This is a genomic window from Streptomyces sp. NPDC048297 (assembly GCF_043201585.1).
GTDB lineage: Bacteria > Actinomycetota > Actinomycetes > Streptomycetales > Streptomycetaceae > Streptomyces.
The window spans coordinates 100413-121887 of sequence record NZ_JBICZA010000026.1; the positions used below are offsets into that span (position 1 = coordinate 100413).

The window sequence follows — 21475 nt, forward strand, 5'->3', positions numbered from 1 at the left end:
GGGTCTTCTCCTTACTGAGCGGTCGAGTTGGACGGCGACGCCGTCGGAGTGGAGGGCAGGTAGGGGAGGGTGACCTTGGGGGTCGCGTCCAGGGCGGCGACCTCCCACCGGCCATCGCGGCCGGCCAGCGTGAGCGCGTACGACAGGGGCCGCGCGATGCCGTCCGGGCGGGCGGCCTTGACGTCGGCCACCAGGCGCAGCCGCTCCCCGCCCGCCGGGGCACCGATCCGCCCGTCACCGTCGCTGTCCTGGAAGGCGGTCTCGACAGCGACCTGGACGACGGTCGCCGACCGGTACGGGGCGGGCCTGACCGGAGAGAGGCGGGTGCCGGGGGAGAGGTAACGCCCCAACTCCCCGCTCCCGGACAGGTAGGCGGCGAAGAACCGTGACAGCGTGTCCACGGCCGGGTCGGAGGCCTGCGCCGGCAACGGTGTGCCGTAGGCGAGTTCCGCCTTCGGCGTGCTGCCCGTGGGGGCAGCGACCTCGGCTGGCAGCGCGAGCGCGGCCAGCGGTCCGCCGTCCCGGTCCGCCTCGACGGGAACCTGGAAGAACCGCATACGGATCAGCGGCTGCTCACCGCCAAAGCCGGAGGTCTCGGGCGCGGGCTCCAGGACACGTGCGGCGACCATCACTGACCAGTACCGGCCCGGCGCGATCTCCTGCACCCGTACCGCGGCGATCTGACCGACCTGCACCGCATCGGGCTTCCCACCCAGCTCCAGGTCCCCGGCACGGGAGTAGAAAGCGGCGAGCTCGCTCTGGGAGCCCTCGCCCGCGCGCAGGAACGCCGCGACGTACATCTCCGCGAACCCACCCGGCCCCGCCGTATCGCCGCTGGAGGACTGCACCACCGGGGCGGGACGGGCCCCGGCACTGGGCTGTGCCACGATCGCCCAGCCCCCCAGCACCGGACCGGCGATCATCAATGCCCACGCCAGACGCCGCACCACACTGGTCGCCACCGCGACCGACCCGGTCGACGGCGACGTCCACCAACCGCCCCGCTCCTCCAGCTCCTGGTCCACCGCGACATCGGCGACGGCCTCCCGGGCACGCCCCTTTCGGCCGGGGCGCGTCACGACGCTCCCCACCGGCACAGCAGCCGCTGCTGCTCGGCCTGTCCCAGCTGAGTGAAGCGCTCGAACGCCTCCCGTACCGGGATCGCCTCATCCAGGTACTCGCGAGCCAACCGCGCGGTGTGCTCCGTGAACGGCAGCGTTTCCAACAGGGCAACCAACTGCTTCACCCGGTGCCGTGCCGCAGCGAGCAGGTCCAGATCCGCCAAGTCGGCCGGCGCCGACACCTCGTGCACCGTGTGTGTCATCGCCACGGTCTCCCTCCTCAAGTCGGGATGTGCGGCGGATCCGTCGCCGCCGAACGCACCCCCAAGGAGCTGCAGCCCGCCGAACGTGACCGGCCGTGGCGCACCAATTTCCGCGCTTCGCACGCTCACGCCGCAGCCACCCACTCGTCCGCCACCGGACGCAGCCAACTCACCGCCCGCGACCTCCGCTTGCGTGCGGCCGGCGACGCAGCACCGGCGCGCTCCGCTTCCTCGCGCACCACACTCACCACCGAGCGGGCCTGCTGGATTGGCAGAGATCCGTGATCGACGCCCCACGCCAGCAGCGCCACCAGCTCGCCCGCGGCACCCTCAACGTCTGCGGCCGTGGCCACCTGCTGGGCATGCCCCCGCTCGATCAGCAGGGCCAGCGCGACCCGGTCCGCGACGTCGTCAGCGGCAGCCGAGGGCATGTCCCCCAGGGCATCGAGGCGGACCTCGCGCGCCTCGTCGGCCCCGAGTTCCCGGGTGGCGTGGTGCAGCGTCTCCAGCACCAAGTTCGCGGCGACCTTCGTCCGGCGGTGCAGCGGGAACGTCCGCGCGACGACGTACAGGCAGCCGACCACCACCTGGGCCACGTCGTCGAAGTCGCGGCACGGCGTCAGCAGCGACTGGGTCAAACGCACCATGCCCGGCACCATCGTCTGCACGATGACGCGCGCGGCCAGCTGTGCCTCCCGGCCCTCGCCCGCGGCGCGCTCCAGGAGAGTGCTCAGCCATCGGTCGCTGAACGCGGCATCACGTCGAGCAGCGAGGCCGGCGACGAGCCCACGCAGATCCTGCGGCAGGGCTCCGGCCCAGGCGACGCCGCACTCCTCGACCCAGGCGTATACGAGGGATCCGTTCGCCGGGTCGGCGCACACCATCGCCCACTCCGCGTCCAGTCCCGCGAACACCCGCTGCGTAGCTCCCACGACACGACCCCTTTCAAGTCCGTGTCGTGGACTCTCCTCAGCACCAATGCCCCACCGAATACCCCAACCACCCGAACGCGCAGGTCAGACGCTTGCCCAAAGAGTGACCCACCCCCAAACGCAGTGACCCGCGCACCCTGGGGCACCCGCTGGCCCTTTCTGAGAGGCAGCCCCAACCCCGGTGAGAGCAGGGACGCGCGCCGCGATCCAGGCGCTACGCCACCACGTGAGAACGCCACGACGGGGTAGGGCTGGGAGGCGGGTGACGCCGGCGGAACACCAGCCCCAGAGAGGAGGCCGTCGCTCCGTCGGTCGCTGCCCGAGGACGCGAGCACGCGGAGAAGCGCGGCTGGCCGACAGCACCTTCCAACCCCGCACACGATGGAAAACACCCCTGCGAGGCACTCCCCGGTGTCGCGCCCACAGGTGGAATTGCGGTGCGCATTCGCTGATGCGGCCCGAACCTGACGGAGTCGTTCCACCTAGGAAGCGGACGCGCTCGCGCATGCGGTGGAGCCGCAACCGGCTATGCCCCAAAGAGTGACCCACGCTGGAAAACTGCAGCTCCAGACGTTTTCCACCCCATGGAACGCTGCCGAACACAGGTGCCCTCGCCACTCGATCCCACTCAGCACACAGCAGCGCACCGTCACCACCGACAGACTCTTCGGGCGTGAGGCTGCGCACCTACGTAAGCGGCTGGGTAGAACGAGAGGGACCGCTGTGGCGGACTGCCACGGAAGGCTCGACTGCTTCGGGTCGGGGACTGGATTCCACCGCGGTGCCTCAGGGCGCGGGCAGCCAGGCCTATGCGCGAGGCCGGGCTTTCCCCGAGGACACTTGTTTGCCGGACGGTGCGTTCGCGGTCTTCTTGGCTGGCGGTTCGCGAACATCTGCTTCGCCCTCACCGCGCGCAGCCTGGGCCTTGTCAACGGACTCCTGTAGCGCGGTCATCAGGTCCACCAGCTGCCCCGGCCGGACATCAGGCGTGGTGGCCTCCGGAAGGCGGTCGCCTTTCTGCTTGGCCTCGATCACCTCGTGCAGAGCCTCGGTGTAGTGGTCGGTGAACTCCTGACCGGTGAGGTCATCGCGGGTCATGGCGTCGACAAGGGCCAGCGCCTCGTCGACCTCGTCGTCGTCCAGCGGGACCGTGGCAGGGGCTGCTGTGGCCGGGTCGCGGATCTCATCCGGCCACAGCAGGCCGTGCAGATCGCGTCCCCACGAGCCCGGAGCAGACCGCGCCGCTCGCGGCCATGCCACGCGTACCGCTGTTGGCAGCGGCAGCTGTCGCAGTTCCTTGTCGGTGAGCGGGATGACGCCGGGCGTAGCCGCTCGAAAAGCTCGGTGTCGCGGTCGGCCGGGAGGACGACGCGCAGGAACCGACAGACGCCCAGCGCGGCGCCGACCACTATGTCCAGCAGCGCACCTGCCCCGGAACTGACGCGCGTGCCAGGGATGTTCCCGGCGTAGCTACCAGCGGCGGGTGCTGGCTGAGCTGACGTGAGGGCGGCCGGCTAGCCGCGCGTCCGGATGTAGTGCACGTTCGGACCCCATTGCTCCATCACCGGGGCCGCGCACCACTGGCACAACGGGCAGCCGCCACGGCCGAAACGGTGCGTCCGTCGCTGGCACGAAGCGCAGCTGCCGACCTGGTCGCCGGGGCAAACCAGCGCGGACGGATCGGGCTCAGTGATGGGAGGCGTGGGAGTCGTCATCGTGGGGTTCCTGTTCTGGATCGATGCCAAGTCGCCCAGAGGGCAGGATAACGGCCACGGATAGCACGGTCGTTCGATACGTGCCGGGCGGCTAGTCCTTCGCGAACGCGGTGCCGCCTGCCAGCGGCTGGTTGCCTTCCCAGGCTGCTTTTCGGGTTGCATTCCCGTGCTGCCTTCCCAGGTTGCTCATGGGGTTGCCCAATGGCAGCCAACCGGTTGTTCACCGGGTGGGTCTTTCAGCAGGTCGGGGCAGCTCGGGGTATCCCACGCCCGTCCCAACACCTCTCCTGTCCACCAGGAGAAGTGCTCTTCTTGCTTGCGGCACCGTTGCGGGCAGCCCGAGTCGCCTTCACGTGCCGTTCAGCGCGCTCTCGATCGACCGCAGACGACACGACGACCGTCTCGGTGGGGGAGTGCGGTCCATCGTCCGCACCTCATCGCGCCGCGCGCGTACTGGTGCGCCTCCGCGCGCCGCCGATCCCGACGGGCCGGTGCGCGTGGCGCGGGTCAGCCGCCGCTCGTCGGCCTCTACGATCCGCGCGTGGGACAGACCCCGGCGCAGAAGGCCGCCAAGGCGGCACACGGCCAGCAGCCGAAGAAGCGGCCCGGCAAGGCGCAGCGCGAGGCGATCAAGCGGGCGCAGGACGCCAAGAAGAAGCCGGGTGGCGGGAAGCCGGCCGCGAAGAGGACGGCGGCGAAGAAGGCGGTGCCGCTGCCGCGTGGGTCGGTGCGGGCCGCCTACCCGGGCACCTGCCCGGCCTGCTTCAAGGACTACGCCAAGGGCGAGGTCATCACGAAGGTGGCCGACGGCTGGGGACACCTCGGCTGCGCGCCCCGGCAGATGTCGGCAGCCGAGCGCGAGTTCGCCCGGAACAAGGCCCGGATCGAGAGCGGCGAGACATTCCGCGGCCAGAAGCCCTCGGACTGGCGGCGCGGTGCCTCGCCGTCCAGCACCCGGCCCGCCCGCTGAACTCCCGCCAGGCGATGTGGCGTCGGCCACGGACGAACCCATACGACAGGGGGCTGGACGAGGAGGAACCGGACACCTGCTGTCGCTGATCGTCAGACAGCGGACAAGGGGTGCTTCCTCATGGTGGCCCCGGCCCGTGCGCACATCCGCGTGCGGGCCGGACGACTGCCGACCCGGCCCGCAGACCGGGGGGAAACCGAGGACACCGTGCCCGCCGACCACACGCTCCGCACCGCCCAAGACCTCCGTACTGTGCCCGGCCCGGCGCCCGCCGGCGACGTGGACGAGGTCCCGCAGGCCCCCTCCACGGGCCCCTCCATCAACCCCTCCACGGCCACTACGCCCGCCGGGCGCATACCCACAGGTCAGCCCAAGCAGTCAAGGTCCGACGACGCGTTCGACAACCCTCCTAGGTCGACGCAGGTCTGGAAGCCGACCGGAGTGCGACGGAAGGAAGTGCTGCGCGCGCTCGGAATCTTCCAGAGGGCTACCGCTGATCAGCTCTGGCGGATGCTGCGCCCCACGGACCGGCACGACCGGATCACCAGGGACACCCTGAACGCGTTGAAGGACTCGGGCCTGGTCCGGGTGGAGACGCGGCTGGAGTCGGGACATCAGCTGTGGGTGCTCACCGAGAAGGGCCACAAGGAAGCCAAGCTGCTGCTGCCGAAGAACGTACGGATCTCCGCGCTGCGCAAGCTGGAGTACGACGACGAAGGCCGGCCGGTCCAAGCCGACGGCTACGACGAACACGCCGCCGCCGTCACCTCGACCGCCGCCGTGCTCACCGGGGCCGGGTACGGCACCCCGCTGTCCTGGCAGACCGAGATCGCCCACCGCCTCCCGTACGGCTACACCCAGTACGCCGACCTGACGATGCGCGCCCCGGACGCCGGAGTGCCCGCGATGCTGCTGGAGGTCGACCGGGTCACCGAGCCCGTCGACGACCTGGTGGCCAAGCTGCGCCGCTACACCGACTGGTTCGAGCTCCTGGCGCCGAAGGCCGACGCGAACAAGGAGAAGGCGGCCAGGGGAGCGGTGGTGCACGACTTCCGGCTGTGGTCGCGGATCTACCCGGCGACGGGACGGGAGGGGTACGTGCCGGTGGCGTTCGTGTTCACCGGCCGGACGGCCGCGCAGCGCGAGAGCCGGATCGAGCGCCTGGAGCAGGCCGCCCGCGCCTACTTCGCGGGCACACCACATCGGGGTGAGGCGTTCACGGCCGTCGACTACCACCAGGCGGTGCCCGTGGTCGTCACCGAGCTGGAGCGGATCACCGCCGACCCGGCCGGGGCCGCGGGCAGGGTGTGGCGCAGGCTCGGGCGCGATGAGTGGCAGACGCTGTCCGAGGCCCTGGACAACCCGGACGGCGAGCGGCTGTACCGGGTACAGCTCCGGGAGGCCCGCCGGCGCCAGGCGGAGCGAGAGGCCGCTCACCGGGAGGCACAGCGGCCGGTGTGTACGCAGTGCGGCACCAAGTTCACTGACGAGCGCTGGCAGGAGACCAGGAGGTCCTCGTGGCCCGGCGAGTGGGACTGGCTGTGTGAACCCTGTGCCAAGGAGGCCGCCGACCGTGCGAAAACTGAACGCGTCGCGCGCCGCCAGGCGGAGGAAGCAGAACGCGCGGCCGCCGCAGCACCGACCTCGAAACCGCGCAACCGGTTCGGCATCACACGCCGCCGGTAGTGGGCGGCGGGGCGCCTTCGGCTGGACAGGCAGCGGCCGGGGCGGTCGCCGGCTGGAGGCCGCCTTGCCCGTCGCCACCATCAGTGGAGGTGTGACTGCCCGGCGGCGTGCTGGGGCGCGAGGGCGCCCGTAGGCTGATGGTGCTCGGGGCCACTGCGGAGGTCAGCCATGCCCCGAACCGTCTGGTCCGGCGCCATCTCGTTCGGTCTCGTGACCGTGCCGATCAACGTGGTCAGCGCCGTCGAGGACCACTCGATCCGCCTCCACCAGTACCACCTCGAGGACATGGGGCGCGTCCGGGTGAAGAAGGTCTGCGAACTTGAGGATCGCGAGGTCTCGAACGCAGAGATCGGCAAAGGGTACGAGCTGACCACGACGCAGGTCGTCCCCATCACGGACGACGAGTTGCGGAACCTGCCGCTGCCCACGGCGAAGGCGATCGAGATCGAGGCGTTCGTCCCGTTGGACTCGGTGGACCCGCTGAAGATCGGAGAGGGCTACTATCTGCAGCCGAACGGCCCGATCGCCGCCAAGCCGTACAAGCTGCTCGTGCAGGCCCTCGGCCGCTCCGGCAAGGTGGCTGTGGCCAAGTACGCGTGGTCCGGCCGGGAGCGCTTGGGCCTGCTGCGGGTCAGGGAGGGCGTGCTCGTACTGCATGCGATGCACTGGCCGGATGAGATCCGCTCACCGGAGGAGCTGTACCCGCCGGCCGTCGACGTGTCCGAGGACGAGATCGAGGGTGCGCTCGCGCTCATGGACACGATGGCCCGCGACGACCTGGCGGGCGAGGAGTTCCAGGACCGCTACACCGAGGCCATGGCGCAGATCATCGAGGCGAAGCGCGAACACCACGCCCTGCCGGAGGCGCCGGCACCGGAGCAGCCGGCCCAGGTACTCGACCTGATGGCCGCGCTCAATGAGTCGGTGCAGCAGGCGAAGGAGGCCCGCGGCAAGCCGGCCGCAGTGCACGAGCTGCCGAAGCCGAAGAAGGCCGTGGCGCCGAAGAAGCACGCGGCCAAGAAGGCCGTGGCGAAGAAGGCGTCGGGACGGAAGCCGCGCAGCGCCTAGTCCAGGATCCCCAGCCTGGTGCCTGGCCTGCAGTGCTCGCACGGCTTGCCGAAGGTGCGATCTTTGGTGAGCGCCCATCGGGCTTTCTCCGCGCCGAAAGAGGCCACGGGCTTCTTGACCATTTCGCAGCCCGCAACGTGGATGATCACGCCTGCTGAACCGTCCACGTGGGGCGACTGCTCCGACACGAACGGGCCCGCCGGCCGCTGCTGTGGCGCGGGCCGCTCACGCCGGGGCCGGCGGGCGGATCCCGGGTCGGCTGCAGCGATGGCCTTGCGGACTGCCTCGCGTTGGAGCCGCAGATAGAACCCGACCGTCTCGTGGTCGGCGACCTGCCTGTCGAGGTACGCCAGGATCGCGTGAAGGCGCGGCGGGTCTGACGGAAGATCGCTCATGTGTTCGATTCTATGACGGCGGTCGTGAACAGCAACAACGCGAGACCGGCTGTCCTCTGCCATCGAACCTTGACCGTTTGCCACCGGACTTTGACGGACGCGAGTTTGTGCCATCGAAGTTTGATCACCGCAGGTCTAAGGCTCACGCTGACCGAACGAGCCACCGCTGAGCGACTGCGCGGGTTGCGCGGTCGAGCGCAGGGCTCCGAAGGCTGCGCGACACCGCCTCGCGCTGGCCAGGGGCGATGCCGATCAAACTTCGATGGCACATGCTCAAGGTTCGCTGTCACAGGACACCGGCTGGCGGGGGAGCGAGGCGACCGCCCGCCGGAAGTTCGTCGGCCGGGCGGGTGAGTACGGCGGCATGCCGAACGCCCGGGTCCCCCTCACTGACGAGGAGGTCGGCGAGGCGTTGACGATCTGGCCAGAGGAGGAGCGAGGCTCTGCCATGCTGGCCCGCATGATCGAGGAAACGCCTCAGCAGGAGGACCAGGCCGGCGAGACCGAGGACGGCTTAGAGGACGTCTACGGCGAGGCGCCGCCCGTCGACGACTACGTGCCGTCGACGCGGCCCGGCACTGCCGGTGGCCGACCGTAGGCCGATCGCATCAACCCCTGTTCTGGCTGAGTGCGCTCACCCTGCCCGGCGTGATGCACCAGGGGAGGCTGCTGTCAGGCCGCAGCCTGCTCGGGGTGTCGGACTGCTTTCTTCACGGCCATCTCCACCTCATACCGGCTGGATCCCTTGGCCGCGGCGTGCTCCGTTACCGCTGCCTGGAAGGTGGCGGCCGCATCCACCCAGGCCAGGCAGCCGCGTGGACGACCGCAGGGCTGGACAGCCGGGCGTGTGCGTCCTCAGCCGCACGCTCAAGGTCTACGAGATCTTCGAATGTGTGTGCCACAGGCAACGATCCTATGCCGCCATGGCCACCTCCCCGAGCACCGACGCCCCCCATCCTTGGCTGCTCGTAGCTCTCCTGAGCCAGCCTCGTCATGTTCCTCTGAGGGGGGTGATGGCGGGGGCGGGAGGAAGCGTGCGCTGCCGGAGGACCTCGGCCAATGCGGTCATCGGCCGGCGGGCACGGCCTGTCGCTGGGGTCTGCCGGGCGAGTTTGAGCAGGAGACGGGCGCGGCCGTCTTCGACGGTGTGGTCTTCGGTTAACACCTTGCTGAACGTCTTCATCACGGCGTCGGGGCCGGTGTGTCCGGGGGAGGGAGGGGCTGTGGTGTGTTCCGGGCGGAGGGGGGCGGGCGCGGGGTCGGTTTCGGGGCGGCTGTCGGGCCGCATGATGGCGGCGCCGTGGGTGGCTTCGTGGTGGGCGTTGTCCAGGAGCTGGGTGAAGTGGTCGATGTCGCCGCCCAGGAGGCGCACGAACGCCTGCAGGACGTGCCGGGGTGGCAGGACGGCACTTTCGATGAGGGAGGCGACGGTGCCTGCGGTGAGTGCCCACCGGCTGGCGACGGCGATGTCACTCGGGGTGGGGCGCCCTGCGCGTAGGTGGAGCGTGTGGATTGCGGCGCGTAGCTGTTCGGCTGCCGGCAGGTGGGTGGCATCGGGTTCGGTGACCGGCTCGCGGCCCCTTCGGCTGAGCTTCTCCGACTCCCAGATGGTCCGCAGGACTTCGGGGTCGGCTCCGCAGGCGTGGGCGAATTTGCGTGTCAGGTCCCAGGTCGGTACGCGTTCGCCGGTCAGGATCCGTGACAGGTAGGAGGGGGAGCAACCGATTCTGCTGCTGACCTCCTTGTTGCTGAGCTGGGCGGTGCGGATGAGCATGGACAGGATCGGCGCGAGCCGGTTGTAGGCGGCTCCCGAGGGCTCGCTCTGTGTGGACTGGTCGGGACCGTCCCCACGGTCGCCTGAGTCGCCGCCCTGGGCACCCGCGTCGCTGCCGGAGGGCGGATCGTGAGGTGTGACAGTGCCGTGCTCGGGTGCGGCGAACAGTTTGCCCACGGAATTGAGGACTGTCTCGGAGCGGCTGAAGCGGGCGATGCGGCGCAGGATGTAGCGGTCGGTGTAGCGGTGGCGGGCGGTGTCTTCGCTGATGCGCAGGGTTGAGCTGATGACCGCCCATGTGACGCGCCGGTAGCGGGCCCGGCCGACGAGTGCTGCGGTCAGGCCGTCCAGTTGTTCTTGCAGCTGGGTGATGCGCTGCAGGGGTTCTTCCCCGTTGAGGGACGGCAGGAGGCGCGCGAGGTCTCGGGCCCCGTCCTGGATGTCTTTGGAGATCTCGGAAAGGAGTTCGTCTCCGGCTGAGGGGCTGCGGCTGGTGACGCGGGGGGCCGGGGTGGTGCGGGAGGTGTGTGGCACCTCCGTCGCCGGTGTCGGCTGCACTGGGGGCGGGGCGGCGGATCCCGCGTTCAGGCGGCGCCGGTGGGCTGCCTGGCGGCAGGCATCCCCGCAGTACTTCCGGGGCCTGCCTTTCTGCGGGCCTCCGGTGAGAAGGGTGCAGCAGAACTCGCATGTGTCACTCACGGTTGCTTCCGTCCCGTAACGAAAAGGGTTCACAGAGGGCCGCCCGCGGTTGATACACCCGAAATTCCCCGGGTTTCGTCACACGCGGCCGCCGTGCGGTGGCGGCTATGGCGGGCGAGGGCGCGTACCGCTCGGTGCGCGGCCCGGGGGAGAGCAGTGGGACCGCTCTCCCCCGGCCAGGGCCCCTTAGCGCCGGTAGCGGCGGATCTGCAGGAGCCGGAGGACGGCACCGGACAGGACACCGCCGAAGACGGTTCCGGTCTCAGGGGAGACCGTCACATGGACGGGCGGGCGGAAAATGAGCACGTACCCGATGAACAGGATTCCGATGAACGCAGCGACAGCGTGCGTGCCAAACCGGTTCACGTAACGGAAGTTTTCGTTACGGCTACTACGCTTGCGTGCGAAGCGGCCGGTTGGCTGTTTTACCCGGCGGCGCCGGGGGGTAGATCGCCCCATGGGGCACTCCTTCGGATTGCCGTGAGCGTGCGGGACTTCGAACAGGGTTTTGGAAGACGATGTGCGAGGTCCCGCACGCACCTGAGGGTGAAGCTACCGATACAGAGTGCGATAAGCTAATCAACCAAAAGCCGCACTTTCGGGCATAACGTCAGTCGCCCCAGGACGATGGACTTTCGTTGTGCGAACGCAAGAAACTTCCTCGAATTCCGTAGCTCAGCGTGTCGGCCATGGCCTGTTTTCGCCTCTTGGCTATTTCGTTCATTTCCGGTCGCGGAATTCACCCGAAACGGTCACGGCATGAAACCTGGCGTGCGCCGGGCGCGGAAAAGACGTCGACAGTCAGTCGAAACCTGTCAGGTGTGCCGCGTAGCACGACCGACGACGTGCGATCGCGCGATCAAAGGCGTTCCCGGTAACGGGCGCCAGCGGCGTAGCCGGCTCGCCACCACCAGACGTCACGCTGACGACGGCACCGCTCGGCCCGACGCCTCCGGTGACTGCGTGGCCGTCAGGGCTGGTGCGGGCATGCGCTCCTCCAAGCGGCAGAGGGGGGGTAGGAGATCACCCTGGGACCGGCGCCGTCCCGGAACGCCCCGGTGCTGTCACTGGTCGTGGGTAGCGTGATCGCCGTGATGGTGGGTACCGAAGAAACCCGGCTGGTGATGCTGCGCGGTAACAGCGCCTCGGGGAAGTCGTCCGTCGCAGCCGACCTCCGCGAACGCTTCGGCCGCGGCCTGGCCCTGGTCGGCCAGGACAACCTCCGCCGCATCGTGCTCCGCGAGCGCGACCGGCCCGGTGCCGCGAACATCGGCCTGATCGACCTGACCGCCCGCTACGCCCTGGACGCCGGGTACCACGTCGTCGTCGAAGGCATCCTCTACGCCGACCGCTACGGCGACATGCTCGCCCAGCTGCGCGCCGACCACCGCGGCCCGACCCACAGCTACTACCTGGACGTGCCGTTCGACGAAACCCTCGCCCGGCACGCCACCAAGCCGATCGCCGACGACGTCAACGAGACACAACTGCGCGACTGGTACCGAGCGCGCGATCTACTGCCCGGCGGCATCGAGACCATCATCGGCGCCGACAGCGCCCTGCACGAGACCACCGACCGCATCATGCTCGACACCGGCCTGGCCCACCTGCCCGCACTGGACCGCTGACCGGGGCACCGTTGCGACAGATGTCGCCCCAAGGGCTGCGCCTACCTGTTGCGCCGCGTGCTGCGACAGACGTTGCGCTAGGGCCGGATTCCCAAGTTCGCGAATCCGGCCCCTACGCCCGCGCCCCAGGTGACCTGTGGACCATCGGCCGCCCGGTGCAGGGATAGCGGGCGCCGCCCGCCCGGTCTTCCTCGTGCGGGCCGTCGGCCCGGCTGTGCTGCTGGCTGAGCTGGAGGTAGCCGTTCAGGGTCTCCGGATCCATGCCGACCTGCTGGCAGTACGCGGCGATCAGCGTGGCCACGCTGTCCGCCGTGGCCCGGTACAGCGTCATGCGCTTCCAGTCCCGGGCGACGTCCGAGGCCGCGTAGCTCATGACCTCCTGGCAGCGCTCAACCGCCTCGTACACCATCTGGTTGACCGCGCGGCGCAGTGGCTCGGGCATCGGGGTGTGTTCCATGGCCAGAGGGGCCGCGCCCACGGAATCCGGAGTCGCGGCCCGTGGTTACCCGGACGGACCAGACATCGTCACGGCCACAGACCGCCGCCACTCACCGGGGCCCTTGACGCTGACTCCGGCCTGCGGGACGGTCGGTGCGCAACTCTCCGCAACTGGCTTTCTCCGGAGGCGATCATGGCGTTACATTTCTTCGGCACGGACCCGAACTCGGGCGGTGGGAACTGCCCGGCGGTGTGGGTGGACACCGACACGGCTGAGGGACCGGAACTGGTTTTGCAGGGCAAGTTCGCCGACGTGGTGACCCGGGCCGCGTGCAGCCAGGACAGCCCGCCCGCCAAGGACGAAGGGGTCATCCGGATCCCGGTCCGGATGGTGGCCCAGATCAGAAGGGCGTGTGATGCCGCAGAAGCCGCCGGCCCCCAGCTTTGAGGACCTGCTCGACTCCGCCCGGCAGTACGCCCTGCACCTGGAACTGCGGGACGTCTACGCCGTGGGGGAGGAGCGGGAGGTCTACGACGCGTTCCAGAGGGACGGAAGCGTGCCCGCGGACGACTCGGAGTACTGGAGCGGGTGGCTGCCGCTGGTGGAGCGGACCGTCGCCCGCGGGGTGAAGGTCCGCCGGGCCCGGGTCGTGTCCGAGCCCGTCACCGACTATATCCGCTTCGAGCACGCCGTCACCGACGCCAACCGCCGGGCCGGTGAACAGGTCCGCTGGCTGCCTCGCCGCCGCGCCTCCCCCCTCGCCCTGCCGGGCAACGACTTCTGGCTCATCGACGACCGGATCGTGCGGTGGAACATCTTCTCCGGCGACGGCGAGGCCCTGGAGCCCGACCACACCGAGGACCCGCAGGCCATCAAGCTGTGCGCGGAGGCGTTCCGCTCGGTGTGGGACCTGGCCACCGAACACGCCGACTACCGCATCTGACCGACGCACACCCAAGGGCCGCCACGTCATGACGACCGCCTCCCCATCCTCCAGCGCGCAGGGGGCCCGCGAGGCGCTCGCCGTGCGGTTGCAGCACCTGCGCAAGGACGCCGGCCTCACCGGGAAGGAGCTCTCCGCCCGGTGCGGCTGGCACCCTGCGAAGACCACCCGCATCCAAAAGGGCGCGGTCCTGCCCGCAGACGCGGACATCCGGACCTGGTGCGCGGCGTGCGGTGCCGACGACCAGGCCGACGACCTCATCGCCACCGCCCGCGCGGTCGACTCGATGTACATGGAGTGGCGCCGCCTGCACCGCAACGGCATGCGCCAGGTCCAAGAAGACTGGTACGCCCTGCACGAGCAGACCCGCCACTGCCGGGTCTACGTCTCCAACGTGCCGCCGGGGTTCCTCCAGACGCCGGCGTTCGCAACGGCCCTCATGAAGCAGATCACCCGCTTCCAGGGCACCCCCGACGACGTCGACGAAGCCGTCGCCGCCCGAGTCGCCCGCTCCCGGTTTCTCTACGAGGGCGGCCACCTCTACGTGGTCCTCCTCGAGGAGTCCGTCCTGCGCTACCGCACCGCCGGCCCCGAGGCGATGCGCGGGCAGCTCCGTCACCTCCTGGCGGTGATGCCGCTCGCCTCCGTCTCGCTCGGGATCATCCCGTTCGCCGCGCAGCGCACCGTGTGGCCGCTGGAAGCGTTCTACGTCCACGACGACACCACCGCCGTGGTAGAGACCCTGACGGCGGAGATCAAGGTGACGCAGCCGCGCGAAGTCGCCGACTACGCGAAGGCGTTCGCCGGCCTTGCGGAGATGGCCGTGTACGGCGACGCCGCCCGCGCCCTGATCCGGGCCGCGATAGACGCGCTGGAATGAAGTTCCGCAATTACCCGCAATTTCGTTGAGGACAGAGCGGCGGCCTCCGTAGCGTCGAACGACACCGACGCACCCAGCACATGGAGGCGGCGCCCATGAGCGCACCCACACCCACCGGCCCCCAGCCGGAAGGCCCCGGCCTCCAGCCGCCCGCCTTCGGCCGGCCCTCACCGGCGCTGATCGCCCGCGCCGACCGCGGCTACGCCCGCTTCCTCGCCGTCCAGGCCCCGCACGCCGACGCCGGCGACCACGCCCAGGACAACGACGCGGCAGGCACCCGATGAGCGACACCCACGCCGTGCTCCACGACCCGCGCGGCCTGATCAAGGCCGAACTCCCCCTGGACCGTGCCCCGCACGAGGCACTCATCACCGCCGTCCTCGCCTGGAAGAACCCGGACCTCGCACCCCGCGACTACGAGCAGATCGCCCTCCAGCTCACCGGGCACGCCCGCGCGATCGCCGCCGACGTCCGCCGCCACGCCGCCGCCCTGCCCAAGAACGACGGCCGCGGCGCCCTCGCCGAAGTCATCCTCCGCGAAGCCGGCCGCCGCCTGTCCGCCCCGCTGCAAGGCACCGCCCGCTGCGCCCAGAACCGCGCCCGCCTCGCCCAGGCCCTCTACACACGGCTGGACCGCCTCACCGAACCCGTCCCGGCCGCACCGTAGTTCGAGCAGGGAGCGTCCCCAGACCCCAGGTCCTACACGCACGCCAGTGCGATGCCGCAGCTCAGAACCCCACGGCATCGCACCTCAGTGCGTGTAGGGCCTGGGGTCTGGGGACGCTGGCCCAGGGGAGGAAGTCGACGCTGGCGGGTAACACCTGCGTCCTGCCGTTCGTTGATCTCACATGCCTGGACTGCCATCCCCTGAAGAGATCTACGCCGCCCGCGCCGGGAGGGGCGGGTGGAAGCGTGCCCAACTCGCTGAGTGGGGTGTCCCCTGGCCTCCGGTGACGGGCTGGAAGGACGAGCTGATCGCACGTTGGGAGGCCGCCCAGCAGGGCCAGGCCCCGCGCGGCCCCACACCGTGGCCTGGCTCGGAAACAGCGCACCTGTGCCTGGCCCCGTGCGAACACCGCTGAGACGCAGGGATGAACGGCGCCAGAGTGCTTTGCCGTGGCTCCCTCCGCTAGCGTCCTCAGTATCATCACATCGCCTCATCGGGGGACATCGGCAACATGTCCGTGCACGACCTGACGGAAGTACAACTCGAACAGCAGCAACTCGCTCTGCTCGCCATGATCGGCACCCAACAGGCAGCAGATCCTGACGGCCACTGGCCGATGTGGGACTGGGTGGAATACAAGGCGAAATCCTTTGGCATGGAGGACCCCCGGGGCGTGCTCGACTCACTTCCGCGGGTCGGGGCTTCCGGATCCGTGGGGCTCTCCTACGGCTTCACCACGGCGGTCCCCCGCATCCTCATGGAGGACACCCGGATCAAGTTGACGGTCGCCGCAGCCTGGGCATTGGACGAAGCGCGCTACGCCCTGGGAGAGCCCTTCCTTCAAGTGCTCCATCACATGATCACGCTGTGGCGGAACGCCCCGCGTTTGCCGAACGAGGTCACCCGGGTCCCCCTCACGTCCGAGGACCTTCAGCGGGCGCTCCCGCAGATGGATCCCCGCATCATCCGCATGGTCCCGGACTCCTTCTTCAACGAACCGTTTATGTCTGGCTCGTACGGCAAAGCCCCGAACGGAAGCTGGAGCATGGACGATGTCCCCCGGCAGGTCATGTTCTACGAGCAGGCCACTGACCTGCGCGGCTACGTAAGCGAGACGTGCAGACAGGTGCACAGAGTTCTACATGAGGCCGACAGGGATTTCACCGGCGGGGAGCCGGCGCCCGTACCAGCCCCTGACGCGGTGCTTCACCTCAGCGCCTCCCGCACGGCTCTGCTGATGTGGCTGTGGCACCAGAAACAGCAACAGAGTCCAGGCGAGCCCATGCCGAACGTGATGGACATGCTCTCGGACGACAGCCTCTCCGTGGACCAGGGCGTGCGGTTCACCGAGAGTGAGATTGACCGAGCCTCTGCGTACTTGGAGCACCACGGACTGATCAAAGGCGGCGGCACATTCGATCAGATGGCCGGCCCGGTCCTGGCAGAGATCACTCCGGCCGGTGAGGACTGCGTAGAGGGATACCGCGGCGACACCGGCGCATACATCCACCGCAGGGACAACGGCCCCGTGACGTTCCACATCGCCACGAACAACGGCAACATCGCGGCCAACAGCACCGGCGTCAGCCAGAACGCCGCATCACGGGCTGACTTCGACCCGGCACAGATCCTGGCAGCGGTCAGCCTGATCCGGCAGCTGGCCCCGGCCCTGACCCCGGATGCCGCGGAACAGCAGGCGCTCCTGGCACAGACGAGTGAGCTTCAGACAGCTGCCGAAGCCCCCGCACCCGACCGAGTGGCAGTGCGGCGCATCACGGACGGAGTCTTGTCCACGATCCGCGGCCTTACCCACTCACCCGACGTCCAACGTCTTGCCCTTGAAGCGGTAGAGCCAGAAATCCAGAACCCGTAGAGCGCCCCGGCGAAGGGCCTTCCAGCATGCGACGGAACGCGAGACGTACGAGCGGACGGCTCACTGTCAGACCCTCCCCGTACGCTTGCTTTGAGACACCTGAGACAGGAGGGCAACGTGGCCCGTGGCATCAGCTCCCGCGACTTCGACAAGTTCGCGAAGGCCTACGTCGGGGGCCTGAAGAAGAGCCTGGAACAGGCTGCGCGGCGCAACTCTCCCGTGTGCAGATCCAGGCCGAAGGAATCACACTCGGAGGCGCGTTGAGCAACAGCGAAACAATCGAGAGCAGCGCCCACCTGGCACAGCTGCTGCTGTGGATCGACGCTCACCATCAACAGCGCCCAGCCCTGTACGTCGACGTGACCGAGTTCGTCGAAGAACACCAGCTGCAAGACGCAGATCCGACTGTCCTCGCTCTCCAACTGGAGCAGCGCGGACTGGTGAAGATCGCGCGCGACATGACCGGAGCCACAGACGTCCATCTCGCCGACGAAGGAGTCGTCGCCGTACAACGGCTGAAGAACCTCCAGAAGGACCGTGCGGCCCGGCTGCGCCACACGATGGATGCTTTCCTGCGATGGCTCTACGACATCGCAGGCGACCAGAGGCCCATCAACCCGACCCTGTTTCTCGCGACGCGAGGCTCGTCCTTTGCCGGAGCCGAGATCACCGGTACGGAATTGCATGAAGCACTCTCCTACCTGGCAGAGCACGACCTCATCAAAGCCATCAACACCGAACCCGCCACGGTCGCCATTACACCCCGGGGCGCCAACTGCGCCCTAGCCGGAGGAAGCGTGCAAGACCACATCAACCAGCCAAAACCTGGTGACAACGTCACCTTCCATATCGGTGAGAACACCGGCAACATCGCCGCGAACAGCCGCGACTTCACCATGAACGCCACCACCAACAAGGATGGGATCGACCCCGCGGCGGTCGTCATGCTCGCCCGCGCCCTGCGCCAGGCCGCACCGATCCTGCAGCTGCCCGAAGACGACGTCATCGAGTTCACCCAGCTCGCCACACGCATCGAAGCCGAGGCCGCCAGCGGCTCGCCCGACCCCGGCAAGCTTCAGCGGTGGGGGACTTCCATCATGGGCATCCTCAACTCGCCCGTCGTCAGCGGAGCGCTGGGAAGCGTGCTCGCCGCGTACACGGGGACCGTTCTACCGGGCCTGCCTCCCGCCTGAATCGCAATTCCACGAAGCACGCGGCGGGCCCCAGCAACTCTTCCGGGGCCCGCCGCGTTTCGTCACACTGCCGCCGTCCACTCCAGCCCGAGACCGGCCAGCGGACGGGCCCTCTACACGCGGCTGGACCGCCTCACCGAACCTGCCCCGGCCGCCACGTAGTTCGCGGAGGGGGAGCAGCCTAAGATCCCAGGGTCTACACGCACACCAGTGCGATGCCGCAGCTCAGAGCCCACGGCATCGCACTCAAGTGCCGCCGCACGGCTTCCTGTACGCGCCGCCCTTCGTCGGGCGCGGTCATCACGCCGCTCCTTCCGTGGCCGCCCACTCCAGCCCGAGGCCGGCCAGCGCACGCAGCTTGTCGGCGGTCAGCTTGGCCCGGCGGCTCTTGCTGTTGCTGAGAAACACCCCAAGCCGGACCTCAGTTCCATCCTCCAACTGCTCTACGTGGGCCCTGGGGACCGCCACAGAGCCCGTGCGGGCCTTGTACTGCGCCAGGGCCGCAACGCCCTTCTCGAAGGCGCTCACGGGCGCCGTGGACGGCTCCGAGGGCACGCCCGTCTCCGCCGGGGCCGCAGCCGCGGGGAGCGGGGTGACACCGACGGCCTCCAGGCGCTCGCGCTGCCCATCGGCCAGGGCATCCCAGACCTCGGGTTTCCGCTGCCGGACCAGCCACTTGCCCACGTCCATCCCGTGGACCGTGAACCCCGGCAGGACCCCCGCCGGGCCGTCCTCGTCACGCATGAGCTCGCGCAGCGCGGCGAAGTGCCGCTGCCACTCCGCCGGCCAATCAGGGTTCCAGTCCTCATCGACCGCCAGGAGCGCGGCCTCCCACTCCGGCTTGTCGGCGAGCGCACCCGGCCGCCGCAAATTGGAGAGCCATTGCCCTACCGGCTTGTCCAGCGCCGATGCGGACCGAGGCGCACAAAGCGTCCAGTGTTCCTCGAAGTACACCCGGGCCGCCGCCAGGTTCTCCTGGAACCGCTCATCCGCGACCGACCAGACCATGCCCAACTTCTCCAGCCGCGCGGCGCGCTTGCCGGTCATCCGCCCCGCCCCGTAGGCCCTTCGTTGTTCTGACACCCATGTGCCCAGCGGAAACGTTTGCTCCCGGTGTTCGTAGGGGACGCAGGCGTGAAGCTCACGCTCCGCGAAGTTCTTCAGCGCCGCCCAGCCCCTCGCCCAGTCCTGCCGCTCCACGTCGATGACGTTGAAGGAAACCCAGTCCGCGACCATCACCGGGTCACGCGGAGCCGCAAAACGAAGCAGCAGACGCGATTCTTCCTCGCCTTTCTCGGGCGCCGTGCCGATGTACGTCGACGGCTGAACATCGGCTTTCTGAGGCTCCTGGGGGATCGCCAGCAGTTCCACGGCCTCTTCATCGTGAGCCCGAAGACCTTCGAGAACCTTCACCAGAGGCCGGTAAGACCCGGAGGTAAACATGTCCTCAGGCTCTTCCCCCGGCTGCAAGAAAATCGGCACAATCAGAGAGGCCAACTTTCCCTCTCCGGGCTTCTGCCGAAGAGCGCGCCCGATGGCCTGCACGATATCGTGCGGCGCCCCCTTGGGATCTAGAAGGGCCACGGAATCCACAGCGCGAATATCAACGCCCTCACCCAATACGCGGCAATTCGAAAGAATCGCACGCAGCGCGGTGGACCCGAACTTTCCCAGCGCTCCCCGCCGGCGCTCGGGCACGTGCTCCCCGCACAGCCAGTCCGCCCAGACCTCTGCCGGGTACCGGTCCGGCCGATCCTCGTGCAACCGGGTCGCGACCCGCTCCAGCCCCTCCGCGTACGCCTGTGCCTCTATGGTCCGGTGGTGGAAGGTGATGCAGGTCTGCAGGGAGTGCCTGGCCATGGCGTGCAGGAGCGCGGCCTGCAAGGCCCCGAGACGCTGCCCGCGCACCTCTTCGCCGCGCCGGTCCTCGCCCATCAGCCGCTCGGGCGTGACGACCGGGTCCTGGAGCTCCAGCACGATGATCTGGTACCGCGCCAGCAGCCCCCTGGACACGGCCGACGCCAGCGACAGCTTGTACAGGACGGGCCCGAAGACGTCCTCGTCGTCCATGGAGGCTGCCATCTCCTGCGGCAGCGCGTCCCGCACGCCCTCGGCAACCTCCCAGTTCGGGGGCCGCTCCTGCCAGATCCGCGGCGTCGCCGTCAGATACAGCCGGCGCGCCGACGGGATGACGCCCTGGTCGTGCACGGCAGCCCACGCCTTACCCATCGAACCGCTGGTCCGGTGCGCCTCATCGACACACACCAGGTCCATAGGAGCGAGCTGCTGCCCGTACACGCCCTCGAAGGCCTCCGACAGGACACCGAGGCTGGCGTACGTGGCGAAGATGATGACCTGCCCGGTGCCGTGCCACAGCGCCAATTGCACGGGGTTGGTGGTGGACCGGACTTTCAGCGCCCACAATTCCGGGTCGTCCTGGAGCGAGCACACTGCAACCGCAGGCCCCTTGTGCCCGGCTGCATTCCACGCCTGAACCGTCTGACTCAGCAAATCCAGCGTCGGCACCAGAACGAGAACGCGTCCCTTGGGCGCGAGCCGCTTTGCCGCCGACGCCGCGATGATGGTCTTTCCCGTCCCGCACGCGGCGTGCACCTGCCCGCGCAGACCATTGACGGGGATTCCGCCCGGCGGGATGTCGAGGCCGCGCACGATGGCGGCAACGGCCTCAATCTGGTGTTCACGCAGTTTCACGGCCATTCCCGGTGTTCTCCTTTTCGCGGAATGTGGCCCGTAACATGAAAGGGAATCCCGGAGCGGTGATGGTCCGGGGTGATGTTGGTGTCTGTCCCCAGACTCTACACAGCCAGCCCATGTGATGCATCACCCTTGCGACAGGTTCGCCCTCCCGGATGATACTTGGCCGACTCTGCCCCATGATGCCGGGTCAGAGTGTATGCTGGCGGGGTGTCGTCAGATTGCCGTTCGGGCAGTTGAGAGCAGGGGAGGGGGTCGGGTGGAGCGTAAGCGGAGCCCGTCACGACGGTGGGGCCGGCACCTGTCGGGCCCACGGTCCGTCACATCCGTTGCAGCAGTGGTGGTCTGGAACTCCAGGGGCTACACAGGCCCGAGCGTGATGCACCTCCCCCTGCCGCCAGCCCCGGCGACCGCGCTTGCGCGGGTGCCCCCAATTCGCGCTTGCGCGAATTGTCTCGCCTTTTGAATTCCGCTTGCGGAATTCTATTCCGGCGCTTGCGCCGGAATTCGAATTGCGCTTGCGCAATTCGCGCTCTATGCCCCGGCTTGCCGGGGCATATCCCGCTCCGCGGGG

Annotated in this window: 21 protein-coding genes; 12 read left to right on the plus strand and 9 right to left on the minus strand. The window is 69.0% G+C overall.

The features are described 5' to 3' along the window. Positions 1 to 11 precede the first annotated feature (11 nt). From ACGFYV_RS26200 to ACGFYV_RS26215, 4 genes are all read right to left on the minus strand, one after another. Entirely contained in the window at positions 12 to 1079 is a 1068-nt protein-coding gene (locus tag ACGFYV_RS26200; protein WP_393880908.1) for a conjugal transfer protein, read from the minus strand. Next, positions 1076 to 1330: a hypothetical protein gene (locus ACGFYV_RS26205; RefSeq protein ID WP_393880909.1), complete on the minus strand. Its 255-nt coding sequence runs from the start codon at positions 1328 to 1330 to the stop codon at positions 1076 to 1078. The genes ACGFYV_RS26200 and ACGFYV_RS26205 overlap by 4 nt, the downstream gene beginning before the upstream one ends. Before the next feature lie 119 nt (positions 1331 to 1449). After that, on the minus strand, positions 1450 to 2256 hold the full coding sequence (locus ACGFYV_RS26210) for a hypothetical protein (protein ID WP_393880910.1): 807 nt from the start codon (positions 2254 to 2256) through the stop codon (positions 1450 to 1452). Between the two features lie 807 nt (positions 2257 to 3063). Then, positions 3064 to 3516, minus strand: a complete 453-nt coding sequence (locus ACGFYV_RS26215) for a hypothetical protein (RefSeq protein WP_393880911.1) — start codon at positions 3514 to 3516, stop codon at positions 3064 to 3066. Positions 3517 to 4512: 996 nt separating this feature from the next. Between ACGFYV_RS26215 and ACGFYV_RS26220 the strand changes: the two genes are divergently transcribed. The 3 genes from ACGFYV_RS26220 (at position 4513) to ACGFYV_RS26230 (ending at position 7695) form a co-directional block, all read left to right on the plus strand. Further along, positions 4513 to 4941: a hypothetical protein gene (locus ACGFYV_RS26220; RefSeq protein ID WP_393880912.1), complete on the plus strand. Its 429-nt coding sequence runs from the start codon at positions 4513 to 4515 to the stop codon at positions 4939 to 4941. A 120-nt stretch (positions 4942 to 5061) separates the two neighbouring features. After that, positions 5062 to 6627: a replication-relaxation family protein gene (locus ACGFYV_RS26225; RefSeq protein WP_393880913.1), complete on the plus strand. Its 1566-nt coding sequence runs from the start codon at positions 5062 to 5064 to the stop codon at positions 6625 to 6627. 168 nt (positions 6628 to 6795) lie between these two features. Continuing rightward, positions 6796 to 7695 carry a Ku protein gene (locus ACGFYV_RS26230; protein ID WP_393880914.1) on the plus strand — a complete coding sequence of 300 codons (900 nt, stop codon included), beginning with the start codon at positions 6796 to 6798 and terminating at the stop codon, positions 7693 to 7695. On the opposite strand, the gene ACGFYV_RS26235 is transcribed toward ACGFYV_RS26230, so the two are convergent. Continuing rightward, positions 7692 to 8090 (minus strand): DUF6233 domain-containing protein, encoded by a 399-nt coding sequence (locus tag ACGFYV_RS26235; RefSeq protein WP_393880915.1) that lies wholly within the window; start codon positions 8088 to 8090, stop codon positions 7692 to 7694. The genes ACGFYV_RS26230 and ACGFYV_RS26235 overlap by 4 nt on opposite strands. Positions 8091 to 8352: 262 nt before the next feature. Here ACGFYV_RS26235 and ACGFYV_RS26240 point away from each other — a divergent pair, with 262 nt between their 5' ends. Beyond that, on the plus strand, positions 8353 to 8688 hold the full coding sequence (locus ACGFYV_RS26240; RefSeq protein WP_393880916.1) for a hypothetical protein: 336 nt from the start codon (positions 8353 to 8355) through the stop codon (positions 8686 to 8688). Between the two features lie 393 nt (positions 8689 to 9081). Here the strand turns inward: ACGFYV_RS26240 and ACGFYV_RS26245 are convergent, their stop codons facing one another. Together ACGFYV_RS26245 and ACGFYV_RS26250 are read right to left on the minus strand one after the other, a co-directional pair. Next, positions 9082 to 10398 (minus strand): helix-turn-helix domain-containing protein, encoded by a 1317-nt coding sequence (locus tag ACGFYV_RS26245; RefSeq protein WP_393880917.1) that lies wholly within the window; start codon positions 10396 to 10398, stop codon positions 9082 to 9084. 351 nt (positions 10399 to 10749) lie between these two features. After that, entirely contained in the window at positions 10750 to 11022 is a 273-nt protein-coding gene (locus ACGFYV_RS26250) for a hypothetical protein (RefSeq protein ID WP_393880918.1), read from the minus strand. Between the two features lie 635 nt (positions 11023 to 11657). Between ACGFYV_RS26250 and ACGFYV_RS26255 the strand changes: the two genes are divergently transcribed. Continuing rightward, on the plus strand, positions 11658 to 12191 hold the full coding sequence (locus tag ACGFYV_RS26255; protein WP_393880931.1) for an AAA family ATPase: 534 nt from the start codon (positions 11658 to 11660) through the stop codon (positions 12189 to 12191). A gap of 112 nt (positions 12192 to 12303) precedes the next feature. Here ACGFYV_RS26255 and ACGFYV_RS26260 read toward each other — a convergent pair whose 3' ends face one another. Beyond that, positions 12304 to 12648, minus strand: a complete 345-nt coding sequence (locus ACGFYV_RS26260) for a hypothetical protein (protein ID WP_393880919.1) — start codon at positions 12646 to 12648, stop codon at positions 12304 to 12306. A gap of 237 nt (positions 12649 to 12885) precedes the next feature. On the opposite strand from ACGFYV_RS26260, the gene ACGFYV_RS26265 reads away from it, so the two are divergent. From ACGFYV_RS26265 to ACGFYV_RS26295, 7 genes are all read left to right on the plus strand, one after another. Further along, a complete protein-coding gene (locus tag ACGFYV_RS26265) occupies positions 12886 to 13077 on the plus strand; it encodes a hypothetical protein (protein ID WP_393880920.1) in 192 nt (63 codons plus the stop codon). Next, entirely contained in the window at positions 13046 to 13573 is a 528-nt protein-coding gene (locus tag ACGFYV_RS26270; protein ID WP_393880921.1) for a DUF6879 family protein, read from the plus strand. The genes ACGFYV_RS26265 and ACGFYV_RS26270 overlap by 32 nt, the downstream gene beginning before the upstream one ends. A gap of 28 nt (positions 13574 to 13601) precedes the next feature. After that, the gene (locus ACGFYV_RS26275; RefSeq protein WP_393880922.1) at positions 13602 to 14453 is read left to right on the plus strand and encodes a helix-turn-helix domain-containing protein; all 852 of its coding nucleotides are present in this window, start codon (positions 13602 to 13604) and stop codon (positions 14451 to 14453) included. 95 nt (positions 14454 to 14548) lie between these two features. After that, positions 14549 to 14737 (plus strand): hypothetical protein, encoded by a 189-nt coding sequence (locus ACGFYV_RS26280; protein WP_393880923.1) that lies wholly within the window; start codon positions 14549 to 14551, stop codon positions 14735 to 14737. Further along, on the plus strand, positions 14734 to 15120 hold the full coding sequence (locus ACGFYV_RS26285) for a DUF6415 family natural product biosynthesis protein (protein WP_393880924.1): 387 nt from the start codon (positions 14734 to 14736) through the stop codon (positions 15118 to 15120). The genes ACGFYV_RS26280 and ACGFYV_RS26285 overlap by 4 nt, the downstream gene beginning before the upstream one ends. Positions 15121 to 15631: 511 nt before the next feature. Continuing rightward, positions 15632 to 16993, plus strand: coding sequence for a hypothetical protein (locus tag ACGFYV_RS26290; protein WP_393880925.1), 1362 nt, complete (start codon positions 15632 to 15634; stop codon positions 16991 to 16993). Between the two features lie 221 nt (positions 16994 to 17214). Beyond that, positions 17215 to 18186: a hypothetical protein gene (locus ACGFYV_RS26295; protein WP_393880926.1), complete on the plus strand. Its 972-nt coding sequence runs from the start codon at positions 17215 to 17217 to the stop codon at positions 18184 to 18186. 300 nt (positions 18187 to 18486) lie between these two features. Here ACGFYV_RS26295 and ACGFYV_RS26300 read toward each other — a convergent pair whose 3' ends face one another. After that, positions 18487 to 20904, minus strand: coding sequence for a Helicase associated domain protein (locus tag ACGFYV_RS26300; protein WP_393880927.1), 2418 nt, complete (start codon positions 20902 to 20904; stop codon positions 18487 to 18489). Between the last annotated feature and the right edge of the window lie 571 nt (positions 20905 to 21475).

Bases quoted from the DNA above. Each gene is read 5' to 3' on its own strand.
- ACGFYV_RS26225 (WP_393880913.1), top strand. From the start codon at position 5,062: ATGGTGGCCCCGGCCCGTGCGCACATCCGCGTGCGGGCCGGACGACTG.
- ACGFYV_RS26230 (WP_393880914.1), top strand. From the start codon at position 6,796: ATGCCCCGAACCGTCTGGTCCGGCGCCATCTCGTTCGGTCTCGTGACC.
- ACGFYV_RS26235 (WP_393880915.1), bottom strand. From the start codon at position 8,090: ATGAGCGATCTTCCGTCAGACCCGCCGCGCCTTCACGCGATCCTGGCG.
- ACGFYV_RS26240 (WP_393880916.1), top strand. From the start codon at position 8,353: ATGGCACATGCTCAAGGTTCGCTGTCACAGGACACCGGCTGGCGGGGG.
- ACGFYV_RS26250 (WP_393880918.1), bottom strand. From the start codon at position 11,022: ATGGGGCGATCTACCCCCCGGCGCCGCCGGGTAAAACAGCCAACCGGC.
- ACGFYV_RS26255 (WP_393880931.1), top strand. From the start codon at position 11,658: ATGGTGGGTACCGAAGAAACCCGGCTGGTGATGCTGCGCGGTAACAGC.
- ACGFYV_RS26260 (WP_393880919.1), bottom strand. From the start codon at position 12,648: ATGGAACACACCCCGATGCCCGAGCCACTGCGCCGCGCGGTCAACCAG.
- ACGFYV_RS26270 (WP_393880921.1), top strand. From the start codon at position 13,046: ATGCCGCAGAAGCCGCCGGCCCCCAGCTTTGAGGACCTGCTCGACTCC.
- ACGFYV_RS26275 (WP_393880922.1), top strand. From the start codon at position 13,602: ATGACGACCGCCTCCCCATCCTCCAGCGCGCAGGGGGCCCGCGAGGCG.
- ACGFYV_RS26280 (WP_393880923.1), top strand. From the start codon at position 14,549: ATGAGCGCACCCACACCCACCGGCCCCCAGCCGGAAGGCCCCGGCCTC.
- ACGFYV_RS26285 (WP_393880924.1), top strand. From the start codon at position 14,734: ATGAGCGACACCCACGCCGTGCTCCACGACCCGCGCGGCCTGATCAAG.
- ACGFYV_RS26290 (WP_393880925.1), top strand. From the start codon at position 15,632: ATGTCCGTGCACGACCTGACGGAAGTACAACTCGAACAGCAGCAACTC.
- ACGFYV_RS26300 (WP_393880927.1), bottom strand. From the start codon at position 20,904: ATGGCCGTGAAACTGCGTGAACACCAGATTGAGGCCGTTGCCGCCATC.